Below are 21307 nucleotides of genomic sequence, written 5' to 3' on the forward strand. Positions count from 1 at the left end.
CAACGATATAGGTGAAGACGTTGGAATATACGGGAGAGGTACCTGAAAAATATTACATAAGTCCTTGGGATATATAGGATAAGTTGTTGGGAAAGATAGGATAAGTTGCTGGAAGAGATACCTTCTGCAATCGCACAACAGCTGTTGTGCGATTGCACATTACCTGTTGTGCGCATGCATAACAGCTGATGTGCGAGCGTAGTTCAGTTGTTGTGCGATGAATTTCTTAGAATTATGGTGATCATTTTGCTGACACCATCTTGACCAGCTGTCTGCTTATTGTTCTTTGCCATTGTTCTTTTGCTTTAAATATATTGGATACAAAGTTACACATTATAAATGAAAGATACGAAAAAATCGTGGGAAATTATCTAAAAAAAGGCATTCACGATGCTGGTGAATGCCTTTCTGATGATTACTATGATAAGTATTTGTTATTTCAAGACTACTTTTTTGCCGTTGATGATGTAAACTCCCTGTTTTGGAGCAGAAATGCGCTGTCCCTGAAGATTGAAGATTACTTTCTTGGTCTTGATGTCACTGGCAATCTGGCTAATGCCGTCGGTTACGCTTGGTACAGCTGTAGCTGATACCTCCTTGGTTGCCTGATTGAAGGTGAAAGTGAGTTCCCAGATGCCGTTCCCTTTATCGGTCAGGTCATTGCTGGTATCCGTTTCATTCCAATGAGAACCGAAGATTGTGCTAGAACCTGCTGCTGTTCAGACATCTTGTGCCTGCAGAGTTAGTGTTATGAAACAAAGCATGATAAAAGTAAAAATAGTTCTTCTCATAATTGTTGTGATTTAAATGTTTATAATTAAATGATGATTAAATGATATCGTATTATTGTTAAAAATGCGTGTATAATAGTTATTTGGTGCAAATATACGAATAATTTCAATAAGTTCCAAAATTTTTTGGAGAAAACTTTGATTTATAGATGAAAAATCAGGAGGATGTGTCTACGATATAGAGACACGTCCTCCTGAATTATAGTATTCCTTTAGATTTTACCTTTCCATAATCTTTTAGATTACCCCCTTCCACAACCCGTGAAGGTTGCAGTATTCTCGAGCCGTAACATCCTTGGCTTCTGCGTTGGTCAGGAAGATTGCTTCAGGCTTTTCGCCTGGCTTCAACTCGTGACGAAGTACATCGGTAGGGGTGAGCAATTCTATCCATTGGATGTAATGCTCTGGTAGCATCGGATGCTCCACACTTCCTACTGTTACGCGATAGCCGCCCTCGATAGGTTCTATCACAGGCACGTGCTTCTCTTTGGCGCCATCGCTGGTGTTTTCCTTCATCAGCTTCATCGGCTCGCCACAGCAACTGAGCACGGCTCCTGGGTTTACAACTTCTACTACATTGCCACAAATCTGGCAGCGGTAGATTTCTCTAACTTTTGTCATAATGGTTCCTCCTATTATTTTATGAATGTGTTGCCTGAATATCAGGTATTTCATTCAGATGATTCCTTTGTGAGGATTTCCTTCGGGTGATTCCTCCAAAAGAGCCTTATTCCTCTACAGGGCTGAAATCTTCCTTTCCTACTCCGCAAAGAGGGCAAACCCAATCATCTGGGATGTCTTCGAATGCTGTACCTGGAGCGATGCCGCCCTCTGGGTCACCTACTTCTGGATCATAAATCCAACCACACACGTCGCAAACATATTTCTTCATAATGTTCCTTTCTTTCTTAATTTGATTGATTACTGTATCTATTCACTTTTAATCAGACAGGTGCGTTTACATATCTTTCTGATTTACAATGCAAATATACACTTTATTTCTGTAAGAGCCAAATAAATTTGAAAATATTATAATTTTATTATCCTTTTTAAACTAAATAAACAAAGATTTCTAGATGTACTTGTGAATAAAGGAGTTATTTGTCTTTTTAGTGGTGTTTTGATAGAATGTTTGATTGTTTCATGTGAAACATCTCGAAAAAGAAAAGCTCGCAAGATGAACGTTTGGTATCTTGCGAGCTTCTTTGTATTTAAGTTGCCTTGCGGTTTTTGCGGCCGCTTTCTGGTTTTTCTAATGTGCTTCTAGCCAGTTGTTTCCCCATCCGGCATCAGCAACCAGAGGCACACTGAGGTGGTAGGCGTTCTGCATCTCTTCTACCACAATCTTCTCTACCTTTTCCTTCTCTTCCGGATATACGGAGAAATTGAGTTCGTCATGCACCTGGATAATCATCTTGCTCCTGATGCCTTCTGCTCTGAATCGGTTGAAGATGCGGATCATAGCCACTTTGATGATGTCTGCCTCAGAGCCCTGGATAGGGGCATTGATGGCATTGCGCTCGGCAAATCCTCTTACAGTACCATTCTTGCTGTTGATGTCTGGCAGGTAGCGACGGCGCTGGAAGAGGGTTTCGGCATAGCCTTTCTCTCTTGCCATTTCCTTTGCCTTCTCCATGTAAGCCTGAACACCAGGGAAGGTGCGGAAGTAGTCTTCTATGATCTGCTTTGCCTCTCGGTTTTCGATGTTCATGCGTTGGGCAAGACCGAAGGTCGTGATGCCGTAGATGATGCCGAAGTTGGCAGTTTTTGCCTTCTTGCGCTGTGCATCTGTTACTTCTTTGATGTCTTCGTGCCAAATCTTGGCAGCTGTAGCTGCATGAATATCAGAGCCTTCACGGAATGCTTCTACCATGTTTGGATCCTGGCTCAGGTGTGCCATGATGCGAAGTTCTATCTGTGAATAGTCGGCAGAGAAGAACAGGCAGCCTGGTTCTGGGATGAAGCATCTGCGTATCTCCTTGCCATCGTCATCGCGTACAGGAATATTCTGCAGGTTTGGATCACTTGAAGAAAGACGTCCAGTGGCTGTGATGGCTTGGTTGAAAGAGGCATGAATGTGACCGGTGCGAGAGTTGATAAGCTTTGGAAGGGCATCTATATAGGTTCCCAAAAGTTTCTTTAAACCTCTGTAGTTCAGTATTTCATCGATGATTGGACTCTTGCTGCGCAGCTGCTGAAGAACTTCTTCGCTTGTTACGTACTGGCCCGTCTTCGTCTTCTTAGGCTTCTCCACAATCTTCATCTTTCCGAAGAGTATTTCTCCAACCTGGCGTGGGGAAGCGATATTGAACGATTCGCCTGCCAACTCATAGATATGATGTTCTATCTCATTGAGGCGGTTGGTGAGTTTCTCGGATGTTTCCTTCAGGGTATCGGTGTCGATGCATACTCCCGTCATCTCCATGTGGGCTAAAACAGGTACAAGCGGCATTTCTACATTCCAGAACAGATCTTCACAATCTATCTCTTTGAGTTTTGGTTCGAGCACATTTTTCAATCTCAAGGTGATGTCGGCATCTTCGGCAGCATATTCGTAAATGTCTGATGGGGCGAGATCGCGCATCGACTTCTGGTTCTTTCCCTTCGGACCAATCAGTTCTTCGATGTGGATGGTCTGATAATTGAGGAATACTTCTGCCAAGTAATCCATGTTGTGGTAAAGTTCTGGCTGGATGAGATAGTGGGCGAGCATCGTATCGAACATCTTGCCCTGAATCTCTATGCCGTAGTTCATCAACACCTCGTAATCGTATTTGATGTTCTGCCCCACTTTCAAGATTTCCGGGTTCTCGTAGAGAGGTTTGAAGATGTTTACGATTTTTAAGGCTTCTTCACGATTTGCTGGAATTGCTACGTAGAAAGCCTCTTTTTCCTTCACGGCAAAGCTCAAACCCACCAATTCTGCATCAATGGCAGCGGTAGATGTGGTCTCTGTGTCTAGACTGAGAATATTGAATGTCAATAAATAGTCACAAAGTTTCTTTGCATCTACTTCTGTATCAATGAGTTTATATGAATGAGAGGTCGTTTTAAGGGTCTCAAAACTCGCGTTTTTTGGCTCTCCCTTACTATCTGCCAGCTGTACGCCAAATAAATCGAGCTCTTCTGTAGGTTTTGTTTGCACCTTTTTAGGTTTGTTAAGAACTCGATTAGCAAACGACTTAAACTCTAACTCGGTGAAGATTTCATCCAATTTTGTATTGTCTGGCTCTACCCGTTTCAAATCTTCCATCTTGATCTCTACCGGAACATCGGTTCGTATGGTTGCCAGGAACTTTGACATCCTGATATCTTCTACTGCACCCTCCACTTTTTCGCGGAGCTTGCCTTTCACTTGAGAAGAGTTCTCGATAAGACCTTCTACACTACCGAACTCGTTGATAAGTTTGATGGCTGTCTTTTCTCCCACGCCCGGACAGCCAGGGAAGTTATCAGCTGAGTCGCCCATCAGAGCAAGGAGGTCGATAACCTGGAGTGGGGAAGTGATGCTGTATTTCTCTTCAATTTCCTGTACGCCCAACTTTTCGTATCCACCGCCATGACGAGGACGGAACATGAAAACATTGTTACGAACCAGTTGTGCGTAATCCTTATCGGGTGTGAGCATGTAGGTTTCCATCCCCTTTTCACTTGCCTTCAAGGCAACTGTTCCAATGATATCATCCGCCTCGAAACCATCTACCTGAAGGATAGGGATATGATATGCCTCCAGGATATTTTTGATGATAGGCACAGAGAGTTTGATGTCTTCCGGTGTCTCTTCTCGTTGAGCTTTATATGCAGGGAAAGCCTCATGACGGAAAGTCTTGCCATGGTCGAAAGCCACCGCAATATGGGTAGGTTTCTCCTTGGTAAGTATCTCGTTGAGGGTATTGCAGAACCCCATTACACACGAAGTATTGAGTCCCTTCGAATTGATTCGAGGGGCTTTCATAAAGGCGTAATACGACCTATAAATGAGCGCATACGCGTCTAAAAGGAACAATTTATCCATAATATTCATTTTTGTGGTGTAAAATTACTAAAAAAATGCGATATTTCAAGAAGAATTGATTAATTTTGTAACAAATTTCAGAAATTAAGTAGATTTACTCACATATAATGGACTATTTATCACTTATCAAGCTGCCTATAGAGGCAGAATTAGCAGATTTTATAGATTTGTTCAACAAGTCTCTTATGCATAGCGATGGCCTCCTTTCCCAGGTGCTCGACCACATCCGTCAGCGCGCTGGAAAACGTATGCGCCCTATACTCATCTTGTTGATGGCACGTAATTTTGGAAAGGTTTCCAGTGTTACCCAGCATTCTGCGGTAGGTCTGGAGCTTCTTCATACCGCTTCGCTGGTACATGATGATGTGGTTGATGAGAGTGAGGAGCGCCGCGGACAGGCTAGCGTGAATGCTACTTATAATAATAAGGTGGCTGTGCTTGTGGGCGATTTCATTCTTTCCACCGCCTTGCTTCATGTATCTTATTCGCATTCAGAGGAAATCGTGCGTTATCTTGCTGAGTTGGGACGTATCCTGTCTAATGGTGAGATTCTTCAGCTCAACAGTATCAGTAATGAAGAGATATCGGAAGATATTTATTATCAGGTGATTAAGCAGAAAACGGCAGCTCTCTTTGAGGCTTGCGCCGGTATCGGAGCGATATCTGCCAATGCTTCAGAACTGCAGATTGAAGAGGCGAAGCGTTTCGGGCAGAACTTGGGCATCATCTTCCAGATCCGTGATGATATCTTTGATTATTATGATTCCAAGGAGATAGGTAAACCTACTGGTAATGATATGGTTGAAGGAAAACTAACTTTGCCTGTAATATATGCTTTGAAGTCTACCGGTGATGAGGAGATGATGAAGCTTGCCAGAAAGGTAAAGGCTCATACTGTGACGGCTGATGAAATAGCTCAGTTAGTGGCATTTACAAAGGAAAACGGAGGTATAGAATATGCGGATAAGCGCATGTGGGATTTCCATGCCGAAGCCATGAATTTCCTCGATACTTATGTGGAGGATAAGGATATTTACAATGCCTTGAAGGCTTACTTGGATTTTGTGATTGAAAGAAAAGCTTAATATAAAAAGGGTTGGTTCTCAGAGAGAATCAACCCTTTGTTTTTTGTATTCTACTGATAATCAGTTACTTTTCTTTTAAGCAATACTCTAGAATTCTCTTTAGAAGTATCTTAAATGGTACTTTAAAACTATCCTTCTAAGTATGTTTAATGGTACTTTGAAATTATCTTTAGAAGTACTTGATTTCCTTGCCCAGAATTTCGCTCAAGAGGAGGTTAGCCAGGCGTGATGTGCCGAGGCGCAACCACTGGTTGGTCAGCCATTTCTCTCCCAAAACTTCCTTCACGATGGTGTAGTAAACTACGGCATCATGAACGGTATTGATACCACCTGCAGGCTTGAAACCAATCTGAATACCAGTCTTTTCGTAATATGCCTTGATAGCCTGGCACATAACGTATGCTGCCTCAGGGGTAGCTGAGACCTTCTCCTTGCCTGTTGAGGTTTTGATATAGTCAGAACCTGAGTATATTGCGAGGATAGAAGCCTTCATGATGTTGCTGCAATTCTTCAGATCGCCTGTCTCCAGAATGCACTTCATCTTATGCTCTCCGCATGTCTCCTTGAGTTCCTGAATATCATCGCAGAGACCCTCGTAATCTTCGCTGAAGAACTTGCCAACAGGCATTACGATATCCACCTCTGTAGCACCATCCTTGATAGCCATAGCGGTTTCTGCAATCTTTACCTCGATAAAGGTCTGAGAGGATGGAAAATTGCCACTTACTACAGCGATTTCTACGCCGTCAACCTCCAGACTCTGGCTGATAAGGCCGGCAAAGTTAGGGTAGGTACATACGGTTGCTACGTGAGGAAGCTGAGGATAATCCTTGGCAAACTGGTTCACCTTTTCAATCATCTTCAGGATGCTTTCTTCTGTATCTTCTGTATGGAGAGAAGTCAACTCGATGCTACCGAAGAGGAACTTCTTGACCTCCATGGTCTCATTCTCTGCTACCTTTTCATCGAGAATCTTCTTTACTGCAGCAGCTACTTCCTCATCGTTGAGGTTGCAGTTGTACTGCTTCAAAACTGATAAATACTTGTCGTCTGACTCTTTATACTGTCCCTGCTGTGCAAGAACCTGTTCTTTAATACTGCTCATACTTAATGTTATTTATATAATTATTAAAGTTAAGTTTTTATATGAATAGCAATTTTAATTCTTGTTGTCTTATTCTTTATCTTTCTGATGCTCAGATAGTTTTGGGTTGTTTTTATGTCTTTCAGAATCCCTTTTGGTCTTCTTGTCAAAACTCTTCTGGAGTTCTTCTGTCAAGTCAACCCCTGTCTGATTTGCCAGGCAGATAAGCACCCAAAGAACATCGGCCATTTCTTCGCCTAAGTTAGGTTTCTCGCCTTTCTTAAAACTCTGTTCGCCGTATGTTCGGGCAATGACACGTGCCAGTTCGCCCACTTCTTCTGTGAGGCAAGCCATATTGGTCAGTTCGCTGAAATAGCGTACGCCATATTCTTTAATCCACTGATCTACAGCTTCTTGTGCTTCTTTTATTGTCATCTTCCTAATTCTTTTATGGGGAAAGATGCCTTTCTTTCAGGGTAGGGCATTATTCCTTGTTGTGAGTATCCATCATGATGGTTACCGGTCCATCGTTCAGTAAATCTACCTTCATATCGGCACCAAATTCGCCTGTTCCTACTGGCTTTCCGAGTGCATCGGATAGCTTTTTGCAGAACTCCTCATAGAGTGGAACGCTGATTTCGTGCTTGGCTGCTCTGAGCCAGCTTGGGCGGTTTCCTTTCTTGTAGCTGGCGAATAGGGTGAACTGGCTGATGACCAGAATCTCACCATTTATATCCATGATAGAGCGGTTCATAACATGGTTTTCGTCGTCGAAAACACGGAGTCCGATTACCTTTCTGACCAGCCAGTCTACATCTTCTGAAGTGTCGCTTTCCTCTATTCCCAGAAGGATCAGATAGCCTTGTCTGATGGCAGATTTAACCTCTCCTTCGATGGTTACTGAGGCGTGAGAGACACGCTGTATTACGATTCTCATATTACTACTTTTGAACTTTGAATGTTGAACATAGAACTTTATGAATAGCATTTGTGGAATGCTTGCTTCGGTTCTGTTCTTCTTCTTATTATTAATAATAGTATAGTTTGAACTGCAAATATACAACTTTTATTTCATATTCTCGCCTTTTTCTTCGAAATATTTTGAAAGAATTTCTGCCTTATGAGGGCCTAATACTTCTGAAAGTTGTTCAAAGGATGCTTCTTTCATCTTTTTCACGCTCTTAAACTTGCTCAGAAGGGCTTCTTTAGCCTTTGGACCGATGCCTTTGATATCGTCTAATTCTGAGTGAAGAGCATGTTTGCTGCGCTTGTCGCGATGGAAGGTGATGGCGTATCTGTGCACCTCATCCTGTATCTGTGTCAGCACCTTGAACAGTTCACTTTCGGGTGGTAGGGCGATGGTTTGAGGAGGGAATCCGAAGAGAAGTTCGTTGGTGCGGTGATGGTCGTCTTTGGCCAGTCCTACGATAGGAATATCCAGGTGTAATTCGTCAACAATAACCTCTCTTACTACGTCCATCTGACCCTTTCCGCCATCGGTAATAATGAGGTCAGGAAGTGCAGTTTCTTCCTCTATCATGCGACTGTACCGGCGTCTTACCACCTCTTGCATGGATGCGTAATCATCAGGTCCTTCCACCGTTTTGATGTTGTATTTACGGTAGTCTTTTCTGGATGGTTTCATACCTTTATATACGATGCAACCTGCCACGGCATCAGTACCGGATATGTTGGAATTATCAAAACATTCTATCTGATACGGCAGCTTTGGAAGCTTCAGTTTTGCTTGTAATTCCTTCATCAATCGGGTCTGTTTCTGCTCCGGATTGAGCTTTTCTGCCTGCTTCAGACGGTCGAATTTATACTGCTTGCAGTTCATTTCCGACAGCTCCAGAAGGTGCTTTTTGTCTCCTCTTTGGGGTACGAAGAAGGTTGCATCTTTCAGCTTCCATTCCATTTCGAAGGGCACGATTATCTCCTTCGATGTGGAGTGGAAACGCTCTCTGATTTCCGGAATGGCTGTAATCAGAAGTTCCTCATCGCTCTCCTCCAGTTTACGTTTATATTCGTATGTGAAGCTCTGGTTGATGGTGCCGTTTTTTACGTGAATATAGTTGATGAAGGCGTTTTTGTTGGCATCATCATTTACGATGGTGAAGACATCTACATCTGTAATGGTATGGCTTACTACCTCGCTTTTTGCCTCAAATTCATCCAGTAATTGGTACTTTTTCTTATATTCTTCAGCTATTTCAAAGCGAAGAAGTTCGGCATTTTTCATCATCAAATCGTAGAGATATTTGCTTACTTCCCGCGTGTTTCCCTTCAGAATTTCACGTGCCTGGCGCATGTTTTCCTGATATTCCTCATAGCTCTGCTTGTTGATGCAGGGTGCTCCGCAGTTGTGGATATGATACTCCAGACACGGCTTGTATCTGCCTTCTGCAACGCCTTCTCTGGTGATAGGCATTCTGCAGGTGCGGGGCTTATAAAGCTTCTTGATGACCTCTAAAACGGCATACATGCTGCCGATATGAGGGTAAGGACCGAAGAAGGTTCCCACTTTTTTATTGATATGACGAGTCTTGAAAATGCGTGGAAAATACTCGTTTGTTACGCATATAGAGGGGTATGTCTTGCCGTCTTTCAGCAGGACATTGTATCTTGGATTATACTTTTTGATCAGGCTGTTTTCGAGCAAAAGTGCGTCTTCTTCTGTGTTTACGACCGTATAAGATATGTCGTGAATCTTAGAAACAAGCACCTTTGTCTTGTATCTGTCTACCTCTTTATGGAAGTAGGAAGATACTCTTCTCTTCAGATTTTTCGCCTTTCCCACATATATAATCGTATGATTTTCGTCGTAATATTGGTAGCTTCCTGGCTTTTCCGGCATACTTAAAACGATGTTTTTAAGCCTTGCCAAGCGCTCCTCATTCTCTTGTTTCGTCATATTTTACTTGTTTTTAAAGGGAAAACGAGCGCTACTGTTTCACGTGAAACGGCAACGCTCTAGTGTCTTTTACTGCTTCCTTGCTGCATTCTCGCAGTATTTCTTGCAGTCTTTTTGCAGCTTATAACTGTAATAAAGTAGTTACTTCAACGTCTGGATCAAAGGAGTTTCTGCCTTCGAAATTCTCGTTTACGAGTTCAATGATGAAGTTGGCATATACCTTTTTCGGATGGAATTTCTTTACCAGGTCGCATGCTGCTTTCATGGTTCCGCCAGTAGCGAGGAGGTCATCGTGGAGGAGTACGATGTCGTTCTCGTTGATGGCATCTTCGTGGATTTCGATGGTGTCGATACCATATTCCTTAGCATAACTTTCCTGTACGGTTTTGCATGGAAGTTTGCCTGGTTTGCGGCATAAAACTACACCGGCTCCGAGACGTATTGCGAGGGCTGAAGACATTACGAAACCGCGTGATTCGATGCCTACAATCTTGGTGATTCCTTTGTCTTTGTAGAGTTCATACATCTCATCGCTGATCTCTTTTAAAGATGCAGGATTCTTGAAAAGGGTTGAAACGTCGCGGAAGTTCACACCCTTGATTGGCCAATCTGGAATGCAACGCAGATTGTCTAATAATAGCTGATTGTTCATTACTTTTTATGCTTTAAATTGATACTTATTTTGTTCTTTTTTCTTGTTCCTTTTTATGGGCTTTTTGCCCGTTTATTTTTGCCTTTTACTCGATTTTATCCGCTTTTGTTTCACGAATTACTGAAGTTTTACTTTAACCGCAAAACACTTGATGCAACCTTTCTTAAGCGGTTGAGCATCAAATGTTTTGTTGATAGTCTGTTTCACGTGAAACATTGGAAATTCCCTTGTGCTTCGCTGTGAAACGGCTTATCTTCCGAGTAATACAAGCATCACGTTGATATCGCTTGGTGATACGCCCGGAATTCGGCTTGCCTGTGCCAAAGTTTCCGGGTCGATGCGCTCGAGTTTCTGGCGTCCTTCTGTGGAGATTTCGTGGAGCTCGGAATAGTTGAAACGGCCCTTGATTTTGATGTCCTCCAAACGGTGCATCTTCTCGGCAATGAGACGCTCTCGTTCGATGTAACCTTTGTACTTCATCTTGATTTCTGCAGCTTCCGTTATCTCTTCCTTTCGGTTAGCTGGTGTTTCCAGTGCAGCCTTCAGGTCCGGAATAATCTCCGAAAGATTCGTGAGATTCAGATGCGGACGAGCGATGAGGTCGATGAGCTTGCAGCCGGCGCGAAGTGGAGTAGTGCCGAGTGCCTCCAGTTTTGGATTTATCTCATCCTTCTTGATAGGATAGTTGGCGCAGAATTCGATGATTCTTCCGATGGCTTCTTTTTTCTCTATCCACCAGTCGTAACGGTCGCGCTTGGCAATTCCGAGTTCGTATGCTTTTTCGGTGAGTCGGGCATCGGCATCGTCCTGGCGGAGCAGAATGCGGTATTCGGCTCTGGAGGTAAACATACGGTATGGTTCGTCAACTCCCTTTGTGGTGAGATCATCGATGAGTACCCCGATATAACTCTCATCGCGGTTCATCTCGAATGTTTTGTCGCCAACACAATGCAAGGCTGCGTTGATTCCGGCCACGGTTCCCTGTCCTCCTGCTTCCTCATAACCGGTGGTTCCGTTCACCTGTCCGGCAAAGAAGAGACCTTTGATGATTTTCGACTCCAGTGAGTGTTTGAGTTGGGTAGGGTCGAAGTAATCGTATTCGATGGCGTATCCCGGTCTGTAAATCTTGGCATCTCTCAAAGCAGGAATCTCGTGAAGTGCATTCAGCTGGATATCCATCGGCATGCTCGAAGAAAAACCGTTCAGATACATCTCGTTCGTATCTTCGCCTTCCGGTTCCAGGAAGAGCGGATGCTGATCTTTGTCGGGGAAGGTGACGAGCTTTGTTTCTATACTCGGACAGTAACGTGGACCGGTACTCTGAATCTGACCATTATATAAAGGTGAGTCAGCGAGACCGCTTTTTAAAGTTTCGTGTACCTTCTTGTTGGTGTAGCAAGTCCAGCAAGGCAATTGTTTCAGAACCCGATGTTCTCCCATGTAAGAGAACTGGTGGAAATCGCTGTCGCCCGGCTGTTCTTCCATATCTTCGAAATGAACACTTCTTTTGTCAATTCTGACCGGAGTCCCGGTTTTCATTCTGGCTGTGGTGATGCCCCATCGGGTGATGCTCTCCGTAAAGTTGTGTACGGCAGGTTCGGCGCATCTTCCGCCTTCAACCATCTTTCTTCCTACATGCATCAGTCCGTTGAGGAATGTTCCTGCGGTGATGATGATGCTCTTGGCATAGAATTCGGCTCCCCAGATGGTTTTTACGCCGATGGCTTCTCCGTTAGCTACGAGCAGTTCGTCAGCCTGGTCTTGCCAGATGTCGAGGTTGTCAGTATGGTCGAGGGTGGTTCTCCATTCCCAGATAAACTTTCCTCTGTCGCATTGGGCACGGGGGCTCCATACGGCAGGCCCCTTGCCGATGTTGAGCATTCGGAACTGGATGGCGGTTTTATCCGTTACGATACCCATCTGTCCGCCCAATGCATCGATTTCGCGCACAATCTGTCCCTTGGCAATACCTCCGATGGCGGGGTTGCAACTCATCTGTCCAATCTTGTTCATATCCATCGTTATCAAACAGGTTTTGGCACCCATGTTTGCAGAGGCTGCAGCAGCCTCGCATCCGGCATGTCCTCCACCGATAACGAGCACGTCATAATTGAATTTCATACTTCGTTTAATCTATATTTTTTCTAATTTTCGGCAAAAGTAAGAAATAAAATCGAAATTTTAGCAAAAATACTTTGATAAATCATTAAAATATAGTAATTTTGCAGCAGACTTGCGAAAATATACCTAGAAATGAGGATTGCAGAATGCCAAAAAATAGGTATTGCAGGGACGAAAAGTGTGGAATATAAATTAGTTTCAAACAGTTAAATAATTAAATTTCAATCATTTATGTGGTTAATCAATTCATCTATTGGTAGAAAAGTAGTGATGTCAGTAACTGGTATCGCTCTTATTCTATTCTTGACATTCCACGGTTGCATGAATGTTGTTGCGCTTTTCTCTGGAGAAGCTTACAACACAATCTGCGAATTGTTGGGTGCTAACTGGTACGCCGTAGTTGCAACTTTGGGTTTGGCAGCTTTGGCAGTTTGTCACATCGTTTACGCTTTCATCCTGACAGCACAGAACCGTCGTGCTCGCGGTAACCAGCGTTACGAGGTAACAGCAAAGCCAGAGAAGGTAGAGTGGGCTAGCCAGAACATGTTGGTGCTCGGTATCATCATCGTTCTCGGTTTGTTGCTTCACCTCTTCAATTTCTGGTACAACATGATGTTTGCTGAATTCTTGGGTACAAGCTTCGGCCACAGCCCATCAGATGGCTTCGCATTCATTCAGGACACCTTCGCTAACCCAGTATTCGTAGTTCTCTACCTTATCTGGTTGGTAGCTCTTTGGTTCCACCTCACTCACGGTTTCTGGAGTGCTATTCAGACTCTCGGTTGGAGCGGTAAGACTTGGTTCTGCCGTTGGAAGATGATCGGTATGATTTACTCTACCATCCTGCTTCTCCTCTTCATCGTAGTTGTATTGGCATTCGCTTTCGGTTGCGCTCCATCTTTGTGCTGCGCATAATTCGTGTAATCATTTAAGTATTAAAAAAGATTATGGCAAAAACATTAAATTCTAGAATACCTGAAGGACCAGTTGCTGAGAAGTGGACCAACTATAAGGCTCACCAGCGTTTGGTTAACCCAAAGAATAAGTTAAAGCTCGACGTTATCGTTGTAGGTACAGGTTTGGCAGGTGCTTCTGCTGCTGCTTCTCTCGGCGAGATGGGCTTCAATATCTTGAACTTCTGCATCCAGGACTCTCCACGTCGTGCTCACTCTATCGCAGCACAGGGTGGTATCAATGCAGCTAAGAATTATCAGAATGATGGTGACTCTGTTTACCGTCTGTTCTACGATACTGTAAAGGGTGGTGACTACCGTGCTCGTGAGGCTAACGTTTACCGTTTGGCTGAGGTGAGCAACGATATCATCGACCAGTGCGTAGCTCAGGGCGTTCCTTTCGCTCGTGAGTACGGTGGTATGCTGGCTAACCGTTCTTTCGGTGGTGCTCAGGTTTCTCGTACATTCTATGCTAAGGGTCAGACAGGTCAGCAGCTTCTCCTCGGTGCTTACTCTTCTTTGAGCCGCATGGTTGAGGCAGGTAAGGTTAAGCTCTTCACCCGTTACGAGATGGAGGATATTGTGATCGTTGACGGTCACGCTCGTGGTATCATCGCCAAGAATTTGATTACAGGTAAGTTGGAGCGTTTCTCTGCCAACGCCGTAGTTATCGCTACCGGTGGTTATGGTAACGCTTACTTCCTTTCTACAAACGCTATGGGTTGTAACTGTACAGCAGCTATCCAGTGCTACCGCAAGGGTGCTGACTTCGCTAACCCATCTTACGTTCAGATTCACCCTACATGTATCCCTGTTCACGGTACAAACCAGAGTAAGTTGACTTTGATGTCAGAGTCACTCCGTAACGATGGTCGTATCTGGGTTCCTAAGAAGATTGAGGATGCTAAGGCATTGCAGGCTGGTACAAAGAAGGGTTCTGATATTCCTGAGGAAGACCGCGACTACTACTTGGAGCGCCGTTACCCAGCATTCGGTAACCTGGTTCCTCGTGACGTGGCTTCTCGTGCAGCTAAGGAGCGTTGCGACAAGGGCTTCGGTGTCAACAACACAGGTCTTGCCGTATTCCTCGACTTCTCTGAGTCTATCAACCGTCTCGGTATCGACGTTATCCTGCAGCGTTATGGCAACCTCTTTGATATGTATGAGGAGATTACCGACGTTAACCCAGGTGAGTTGGCTAACGAGATTAACGGCGTGAAGTACTACAACCCAATGATGATCTTCCCTGCTATCCACTATACAATGGGTGGTATCTGGGTTGACTACGAGTTGATGACTACTATCCCAGGTCTCTTCGCTATTGGTGAGTGTAACTTCTCTGACCACGGTGCTAACCGTCTTGGTGCATCTGCTTTGATGCAGGGTTTGGCTGACGGTTACTTCGTATTGCCATACACTATCCAGAACTACTTGGCCGACCAGGCATTGTGGCCAAAGCTCTCTACCGATCTCCCAGAGTTCGCAGAGGCAGAGGCAGGTGTTCAGAAGGAAATCGACCGCCTGATGGGTATCCAGGGCAAGCGCTCTGTAGATTCTATCCACAAGGAGTTGGGTCACATCCTTTGGGAGCACGTAGGTATGGGTCGTACCAAGGAAGGTCTTGAGGAAGGCTTGAAGAAGATGAAGGCTCTGCGCGAGGAATTCAACAAGAACCTCTTCATCCCTGGCAAGAAGGAAGGCTTGAACGTAGAGTTGGATAAGGCTATCCACTTGCGTGACTTCATCTTGATGGGCGAGTTGATCGCTTACGATGCATTGCACCGCAATGAGAGCTGTGGTGGTCACTTCCGTGAGGAGTACCAGACAGAGGAAGGCGAGGCTAAGCGTGATGATGAGCACTTCTTCTACGTAGGTTGCTGGGAGTATCAGGGCAATGATACAACTGCTCCAGTGCTCAACAAGGAACCTCTCGAGTATGAGGCAATTAAGGTACAGACAAGAAATTACAAGAATTAAAAAGCGAACAAGACAATGGCAAGAAATATAAGTTTCACAGTTAAGTATTGGAAGCAGGACGGTCCTACAGCACAGGGTCACTTCGATACACATGAGATGAAGAACATCCCAGATGATACTTCATTCCTCGAGATGCTCGACATCTTGAACGAGGAGCTCATCGAGTCAGGTCAGGAGCCTTTCGTCTTCGACCACGACTGCCGCGAGGGTATCTGCGGTATGTGCTCTCTCTATATTAATGGTACACCTCACGGTAAGACTGAGCGTGGTGCTACAACATGTCAGCTCTACATGCGTCGTTTCAACGATGGCGATGTTATCACCGTTGAGCCTTGGCGTTCTGCTGGTTTCCCTATCATCAAGGACTGTATGGTAGACCGTTCAGCATTCGACAAGATCATCCAGGCAGGTGGTTACACCAGCATTCGTACAGGTCAGGCTCAGGATGCCAACGCTATCCTGATTCCTAAGGAGAATGCAGACGAGGCAATGGATTGCGCTACATGTATCGGTTGCGGTGCTTGTGTTGCTGCATGTAAGAATGGTTCTGCTATGCTCTTCGTCAGCTCAAAGGTTAGCCAGCTGGCACTTCTCCCACAGGGTCGTGTAGAGGCTGCTGCCCGTGCTAAGAAGATGATTGCACGCATGGATGAGCTCGGATTCGGTAACTGTACAAACACTCGTGCTTGCGAGGCTGTTTGTCCTAAGAACGAGTCTATCGCTAACATCGCCCGCTTGAACCGTGAGTTCTTGAAGGCTAAGTTGGCTGACTAATCCATCGTTTCTTTTGAGACACCGGAATTTTCTCTCTGCATCTTTACGGATGCGAGAGAAAATTCCCAACAACTCTTCACTCTTCACCTTTTGGGTGTAAGTAGTTGAAGGATAGAAAGTTGGGCGGGTGAAGAGTGTTTTTTTACTCTTCACCCGCCCTTCACCTTTTTAGGCTGTTGACAGCTAAGCGGCTCTGCGTTTATACCTTTCCCAAAATCGTAAAAGGTGAAGAGTGGGTGAAGAGTGCCGGAAATCTCTTCACCTATATAATGCGTTGTGTTTCAGCTCTTTATGTTGGGAAGGTGAAGAGTGAAGAGCTGATTGCGATATTCCTGCCAACCGTGCTTCTCTTGTAAGCGGCTCCGCGTTTATACCTTGCATAATTCAAAAAAAAGCAGTAACAGCTGATTAAATTAATGCTGTTGCTGCTTTTTCCATCGGTCAGGAAGTAAGTCTCTATATTTTTCTAATGGGGTATTGGGTTGCCATTCTACAGTCTTTTCTATTACGTCGCATATGTATTCAAACAGATTAATGCCATTCAGCCTGCATGAGATTGCGATAGAATATAGGATAGCCGCCCGGCTTGCTCCTTCGTGCGAACCAAAGAACATTGAGTTTCTTCTTGATAGTGATATGTATCTCTGGATTCTCTCAATGTAGTTGTTATCGAGAGCCGTATCACCTCTTTTGAAGATGTCACAAATGGCATTATATTCATTAAGGGCATAGCCGACCGCCTGCGCCAAGGTAGACTTGGGCAGCAAATCTTTCCTGGAAGATATTTCCTCCAGTTTCTCCAATAAATCCTGCAAAATGTCCGGTGCATATGACTGCCGATAGGCTAGATGGTCTTCAACGGTCCATCCATTTACCCCAACCTTATGTTTTTTGTCTTCTCGATAAAATCTGTTGAGGATATCTACGACCTCCTGAGCATCCTTGTCTTCCTTGCCGCAGTCGATGAAATCTCTCTTGACATGCTGCAGGCAGGCGATTCTCATAATGTCAGGATAAGCATCCGACTCCAGTTTCCGGTAAGGAGCATATGCATCACTCTGTATGGTACCTTTATAATCAGAGAATATGTTAAGTATGACCTGCTCAGAGCGTGATCCATCCTCATATACGAAGAAGACAAGTCCCAGTTTAGGCGCACTTACAGCCCAGAAGTAGCCTTTCTTCGAACCCTTGTCCGTAGGCTTTGTCTTGGCTAACAGCACTTTATGGTATGTCTCGTCTGCCGAGACATAATCCTGCTGCAACACTACTTGGCAGATAGCCTTATAGAAGTTTTCCAGTACATCGGCACTTCTGGCAATCAGTTTGTTTGCCGTGGCTTTCCTTAACGTAAACCCATTGTCGGCAAAGTATTTGATGATTCGCTCTACCGGCATGGAATAGATGTATCGCATCTGCAGGAGTCCTGCTGCAAAGGAAGGTGAATAGGAAGAATTCAACAACAGAGCCGGCGGAGTTTTCCCCGGATACATGATACTTCCATCAGTATAAGTGTTGATGTGATACACGGTCTTGATGAATTTGATGGGTTCCATGCTGTAACGTATACAGGTACGAGTTCCGAAGAGACGCAACGTCTTCAAAAACTCTGCATCCATGACTGGATCTATCGTAACATGCACCTCTTTCATCTCGTAATGCATGTCACGCTTGGCTCCGTTGTTTTTGCGTGCCTTTCTCTTTTCGGCCTGCTCTGTTTTCTTCTTGTCAAATTCCTCCTGGGTCATCGAGTCTTGTGGATTCTTTTCCTGACGTTCGGACTTCTTGCCTGAAACGAGCTTGCCGAGTGCCTTGTTCTGACGATTCGCTTTGTCAATGGCGATTCCTTTCTGGACGAGTAATTCTTCTAATGACTTTATACGTTCAATGAGTTCGTTGACCTGTGTAGTCAATGAACTCACCGTAGCATTAGCTTGCTGAAGCTGTTCGTTTGCAAGCTGAAGCTGTTTCTTTAAAAGTACTATAATTTCGTCCTTTTTCATAGTGCAAAGGTACGAAAAAATATCGAGATATGCAAGGATTTTTAGATATTTATTTTTCTATCTTATTGATACACAGTTCATTAAATATAATCTTATGCGCCTATAGATTAAGCCGTTTCCTATATCTCATACTTTTCAGGCAAATTCCGCTCATGATGGCAGATAGCGTCTTGTACGGCATTTTGCATTGTTTGCTTTGGGGATCAAAGAATGGTAATTCAAAGGTTCCTCGCTCCAGTCGCTTCTGATACAGCAAGAAACCGTCGCCATCCCATTTTAGCATTTTTACCTGCTGGCGGTTCTTGGAGAAGAAGATGAAGACGGCACCACCGAGTGGCGGCAGCTCCATCTCCGTCCTCACAATCTGGTACAGGCCATTTATGCCCATGTTCATTCGGACATATCGCTGGCAGACGTAATACTGGGTGTTTTCGTTTAATCCAAACATAGCAAGTCCTCCTTCTCGTAAAGTTTCATCAGATGCATGACTGATTTGGCACTACCTTTCTTGATGGTGACTATCGTTCCATTGGGAAAGGTTAAGGTTATGCCGAAAAGATAATTTTCCGGGCAGACGGAATCGGATGGCATTTCCATGGGAAGGAACATCATCCCAGTGTCCTTGGCTGTTGCTTCGGAACATTCCTTACGGGCTTCGGCCTGAAGCAGACGAATCTGCTGTTTGGCTAACCTAACAGAATAACCTTTCTCTGACATCCATCTATGCATCGAGCGATGGTTTACATGCCGTTCCTTTAAAAAAGGAATCAAACTGGCTTTTGGATTATGATTCAAATGAATCTGGAAGGCATTCCATGCCCTCTCATAACGTTCTGTTGCTCTCATAATTTCGTTGCTTTTAAAATTATGGTGCAAAGGTAAGAACTTTTACGATAAAGGGCAAGGTATAAACGCGGAGCCGCTTACCTTCTCTTGAAATAAGAGAAAGGATGTTTGGCAAACTGTTATACAGGAACAGCCGACTAGCCTCTGTTGCGCTAGTCGGCTGTTTGCCTTTTGCCAGTATGCTGTTTTTCTTCTGCCAGCCTTCTGTTTTTCCTAGTCAGTTGTTCTGTCTCCGATAGTTATGTATTTATTTATACCTGCTGTTAGAATCATATAGCCAGGAAAAAGGGTAGATTATAGCCGAGAGCATCCTGTTTTCGGTGCATCCCAATATAAAATATCAGATATTCTGAGAAATATTTTGTAATCTCATCAGAATATCGTAATTTTGCGGTTATTAAGAATAAGTAATGTAATGACGAATCACTCAACAGAAATAATGAACCAAGCAACGCTCGATTTTATCCGCCAGCATCAGGACGATGATGTTCGCCAGTTGGCTTTCCTCGGCAGCAAGTATCCCGAGGTAGATATGCCTTTCGCTCTCGACCAGATTCGCGGGCGAAAGATGGCTCGTGTGAAACTGCCCCGTTGGGCAAGCATTGATGGCATCATCTATCCCCCTCATATTTCGATGGAGCAATGTTCGTCAGAGCAAACGGCACTTTATAAGGCTGAACTCGCTGCCCGACTGCTCGGTTTGTCTCCTTCATCATCCGAAAACGGAGAAGAAAAGGAGAAGGAGAGCGAAAACGCCTCAAATCTTCATCTTTCTGAAATTTGCGAATTTGCCGGCAAAGGGGCAGTTGATTCAGAATTCGCCAAAAATGAAGCTACTTGCAAAAAGCAACAGATATTAACAGAATCAGAAGAGAATGTTAATGAAATAAAAGAAGAACCTTATGAAGGAGATTTTTCTGAAGAAATCGGGTTTGTTGACCTGACCGGCGGTTTCGGAGTAGACTTCTCTTACATCGCTTCCCGATTGGACGTGAAGTCGATGTATGTGGAGCGTCAGGCTCATCTCTGTGAAGCAGCGAAGGAAAACTTTGGGCGGTTGGGTTTGAAGAATGCCATCGTGAAGAATGGAGACGGAATAGAGGTTCTGCATTCTTTTGCTTCAAAGAAAGAGGCTGCTGCATCAGATTCTTTAGGCATAACTGAAGATCAGTCTCAGTCATTACTTAAGACCAACCTTGGTCTTAAGCTGATCTTCATCGATCCTGCTCGTAGAGACGATGCGGGCAACAAGGTAGTATCCTTGAAAGATTGTACGCCCGATGTAACCCTTTTGCAGGAAGAAATGCTTTCGAAGGCAGATTACGTCATCATCAAACTCTCTCCGATGCTTGACTGGCACCGTGCGGTAAGCGAATTAAACTGCGTACAAGAGGTTCATATCATCTCCGTGAATAATGAGTGTAAGGAACTCCTTTTAGTGCTCTCAGCGCGAAATATGGACGATATGAGGGCTTCATCGGCAGATGGAGAAAGTGGAGAAGATGAAATAGATGGAGCAGAAGGAACAGATGGAGAAGTAAAACATGCCGGGAATCTCCGTATTTATTGCATCAACGATGCGCAATCCTTCGTCTGCGATGAGTTGGATATGGAGTCTTCTTCGGTGAAGATAGCCCCATCCACCCTTGAAGAGATGCTGTATCTTTACGAGCCGAATGCCTCGTTGATGAAAGCCGGCTGTTTCAGCGTCTTATCTGAGCGATATGGAGCCAGAATGCTTTCCAAGAACAGTCATCTTTTCGTGAGCCGTGAGCCTATCGCTGTCTTCCCCGGCAGAAGTTTCCGCATCATCGTCGTATCCTCCTTTAATAAAAAGGAGTTGAAGCGTCATCTGTCAGGAATCACCAAGGCAAACATCGCTACCCGCAACTTCCCCCTTTCCGTAGCAGAATTACGCAAGCGATTGAAGCTGAAGGATGGTGGCGAAACCTATATCTTCGCCACCACATTGAGCGACGAAAGTCATGTGCTGATGATAACGGAGAAAGCTTAGAAAACCTCGAAAATGTGTAAAATGTAAAGGTCTGAAAAGAAAAATATATCAGCAACAGCTTGATAGAGAAAAAAATAG

The 21307-nt window shown here is 44.4% G+C and carries 18 protein-coding genes; 6 read left to right on the forward strand and 12 right to left on the reverse strand.

The genetic code is table 11. The features are described 5' to 3' along the window. The first annotated feature begins 314 nt into the window (after nt 1–314). The gene (locus KUA48_RS09175) at nt 315–590 is read left to right on the forward strand and encodes a hypothetical protein (RefSeq protein WP_153080719.1); all 276 of its coding nucleotides are present in this window, start codon (nt 315–317) and stop codon (nt 588–590) included. Between the two features lie 438 nt (nt 591–1028). Here the strand turns inward: KUA48_RS09175 and KUA48_RS09180 are convergent, their stop codons facing one another. The 3 genes from KUA48_RS09180 to polA form a co-directional block, all read right to left on the reverse strand. Then, nucleotides 1029–1412, reverse strand: a complete 384-nt coding sequence (locus tag KUA48_RS09180; protein ID WP_118152531.1) for a desulfoferrodoxin — start codon at nt 1410–1412, stop codon at nt 1029–1031. Between the two features lie 106 nt (nt 1413–1518). Then, on the reverse strand, nt 1519–1683 hold the full coding sequence (rd, locus tag KUA48_RS09185; protein WP_022120120.1) for a rubredoxin: 165 nt from the start codon (nt 1681–1683) through the stop codon (nt 1519–1521). A 360-nt stretch (nt 1684–2043) separates the two neighbouring features. After that, on the reverse strand, nt 2044–4806 hold the full coding sequence (gene polA / locus KUA48_RS09190; protein ID WP_218433279.1) for a DNA polymerase I: 2763 nt from the start codon (nt 4804–4806) through the stop codon (nt 2044–2046). Nucleotides 4807–4913: 107 nt separating this feature from the next. Between polA and KUA48_RS09195 the strand changes: the two genes are divergently transcribed. Continuing rightward, nucleotides 4914–5891, forward strand: coding sequence for a polyprenyl synthetase family protein (locus KUA48_RS09195; protein WP_118152530.1), 978 nt, complete (start codon nt 4914–4916; stop codon nt 5889–5891). Nucleotides 5892–6060: 169 nt separating this feature from the next. Here the strand turns inward: KUA48_RS09195 and deoC are convergent, their stop codons facing one another. From deoC to mnmG, 6 genes are all read right to left on the reverse strand, one after another. Continuing rightward, on the reverse strand, nt 6061–6996 hold the full coding sequence (gene deoC, locus KUA48_RS09200; RefSeq protein WP_153080718.1) for a deoxyribose-phosphate aldolase: 936 nt from the start codon (nt 6994–6996) through the stop codon (nt 6061–6063). Nucleotides 6997–7065: 69 nt separating this feature from the next. Continuing rightward, entirely contained in the window at nt 7066–7410 is a 345-nt protein-coding gene (locus tag KUA48_RS09205; RefSeq protein WP_153073134.1) for a nucleotide pyrophosphohydrolase, read from the reverse strand. Between the two features lie 49 nt (nt 7411–7459). Beyond that, entirely contained in the window at nt 7460–7912 is a 453-nt protein-coding gene (dtd, locus tag KUA48_RS09210) for a D-aminoacyl-tRNA deacylase (protein WP_117695101.1), read from the reverse strand. A gap of 129 nt (nt 7913–8041) precedes the next feature. Then, complete coding sequence (gene uvrC, locus KUA48_RS09215) at nt 8042–9889, reverse strand: excinuclease ABC subunit UvrC (RefSeq protein WP_218433278.1); 1848 nt, start codon at nt 9887–9889, stop codon at nt 8042–8044. 121 nt (nt 9890–10010) lie between these two features. Then, nucleotides 10011–10541, reverse strand: coding sequence for an adenine phosphoribosyltransferase (locus KUA48_RS09220; protein WP_117587136.1), 531 nt, complete (start codon nt 10539–10541; stop codon nt 10011–10013). A gap of 249 nt (nt 10542–10790) precedes the next feature. Further along, the gene (mnmG, locus tag KUA48_RS09225) at nt 10791–12662 is read right to left on the reverse strand and encodes a tRNA uridine-5-carboxymethylaminomethyl(34) synthesis enzyme MnmG (protein WP_218433277.1); all 1872 of its coding nucleotides are present in this window, start codon (nt 12660–12662) and stop codon (nt 10791–10793) included. A gap of 231 nt (nt 12663–12893) precedes the next feature. Between mnmG and KUA48_RS09230 the strand changes: the two genes are divergently transcribed. From KUA48_RS09230 to KUA48_RS09240, 3 genes are read left to right on the forward strand one after another with little or no spacing between them, the layout of a single operon-like run. Further along, nucleotides 12894–13577 carry a succinate dehydrogenase/fumarate reductase cytochrome b subunit gene (locus KUA48_RS09230; RefSeq protein ID WP_118254486.1) on the forward strand — a complete coding sequence of 228 codons (684 nt, stop codon included), beginning with the start codon at nt 12894–12896 and terminating at the stop codon, nt 13575–13577. 32 nt (nt 13578–13609) lie between these two features. Then, complete coding sequence (locus tag KUA48_RS09235) at nt 13610–15592, forward strand: fumarate reductase/succinate dehydrogenase flavoprotein subunit (RefSeq protein WP_153073137.1); 1983 nt, start codon at nt 13610–13612, stop codon at nt 15590–15592. Nucleotides 15593–15607: 15 nt separating this feature from the next. Beyond that, nucleotides 15608–16366, forward strand: a complete 759-nt coding sequence (locus tag KUA48_RS09240) for a succinate dehydrogenase/fumarate reductase iron-sulfur subunit (RefSeq protein WP_022120108.1) — start codon at nt 15608–15610, stop codon at nt 16364–16366. Nucleotides 16367–16779: 413 nt separating this feature from the next. Here KUA48_RS09240 and KUA48_RS09245 read toward each other — a convergent pair whose 3' ends face one another. The 3 genes from KUA48_RS09245 to KUA48_RS09255 all read right to left on the reverse strand — a co-directional run bounded on the left by KUA48_RS09245 (nt 16780) and on the right by KUA48_RS09255 (nt 19215). Next, entirely contained in the window at nt 16780–18369 is a 1590-nt protein-coding gene (locus KUA48_RS09245) for an IS66 family transposase (RefSeq protein ID WP_369503212.1), read from the reverse strand. A gap of 100 nt (nt 18370–18469) precedes the next feature. After that, nucleotides 18470–18817: an IS66 family insertion sequence element accessory protein TnpB gene (gene tnpB, locus KUA48_RS09250; protein ID WP_117588063.1), complete on the reverse strand. Its 348-nt coding sequence runs from the start codon at nt 18815–18817 to the stop codon at nt 18470–18472. Beyond that, complete coding sequence (locus tag KUA48_RS09255) at nt 18805–19215, reverse strand: hypothetical protein (protein ID WP_144021577.1); 411 nt, start codon at nt 19213–19215, stop codon at nt 18805–18807. The genes tnpB and KUA48_RS09255 overlap by 13 nt, the downstream gene beginning before the upstream one ends. 439 nt (nt 19216–19654) lie before the next feature. Here KUA48_RS09255 and KUA48_RS09260 point away from each other — a divergent pair, with 439 nt between their 5' ends. Beyond that, nucleotides 19655–21229 (forward strand): class I SAM-dependent methyltransferase, encoded by a 1575-nt coding sequence (locus KUA48_RS09260; protein WP_153080715.1) that lies wholly within the window; start codon nt 19655–19657, stop codon nt 21227–21229. The last annotated feature ends 78 nt before the right edge of the window (nt 21230–21307 follow it).

Origin of the sequence: Segatella copri (assembly GCF_019249795.2) — a bacterium.
Classification (GTDB): domain Bacteria; phylum Bacteroidota; class Bacteroidia; order Bacteroidales; family Bacteroidaceae; genus Prevotella; species Prevotella copri_B.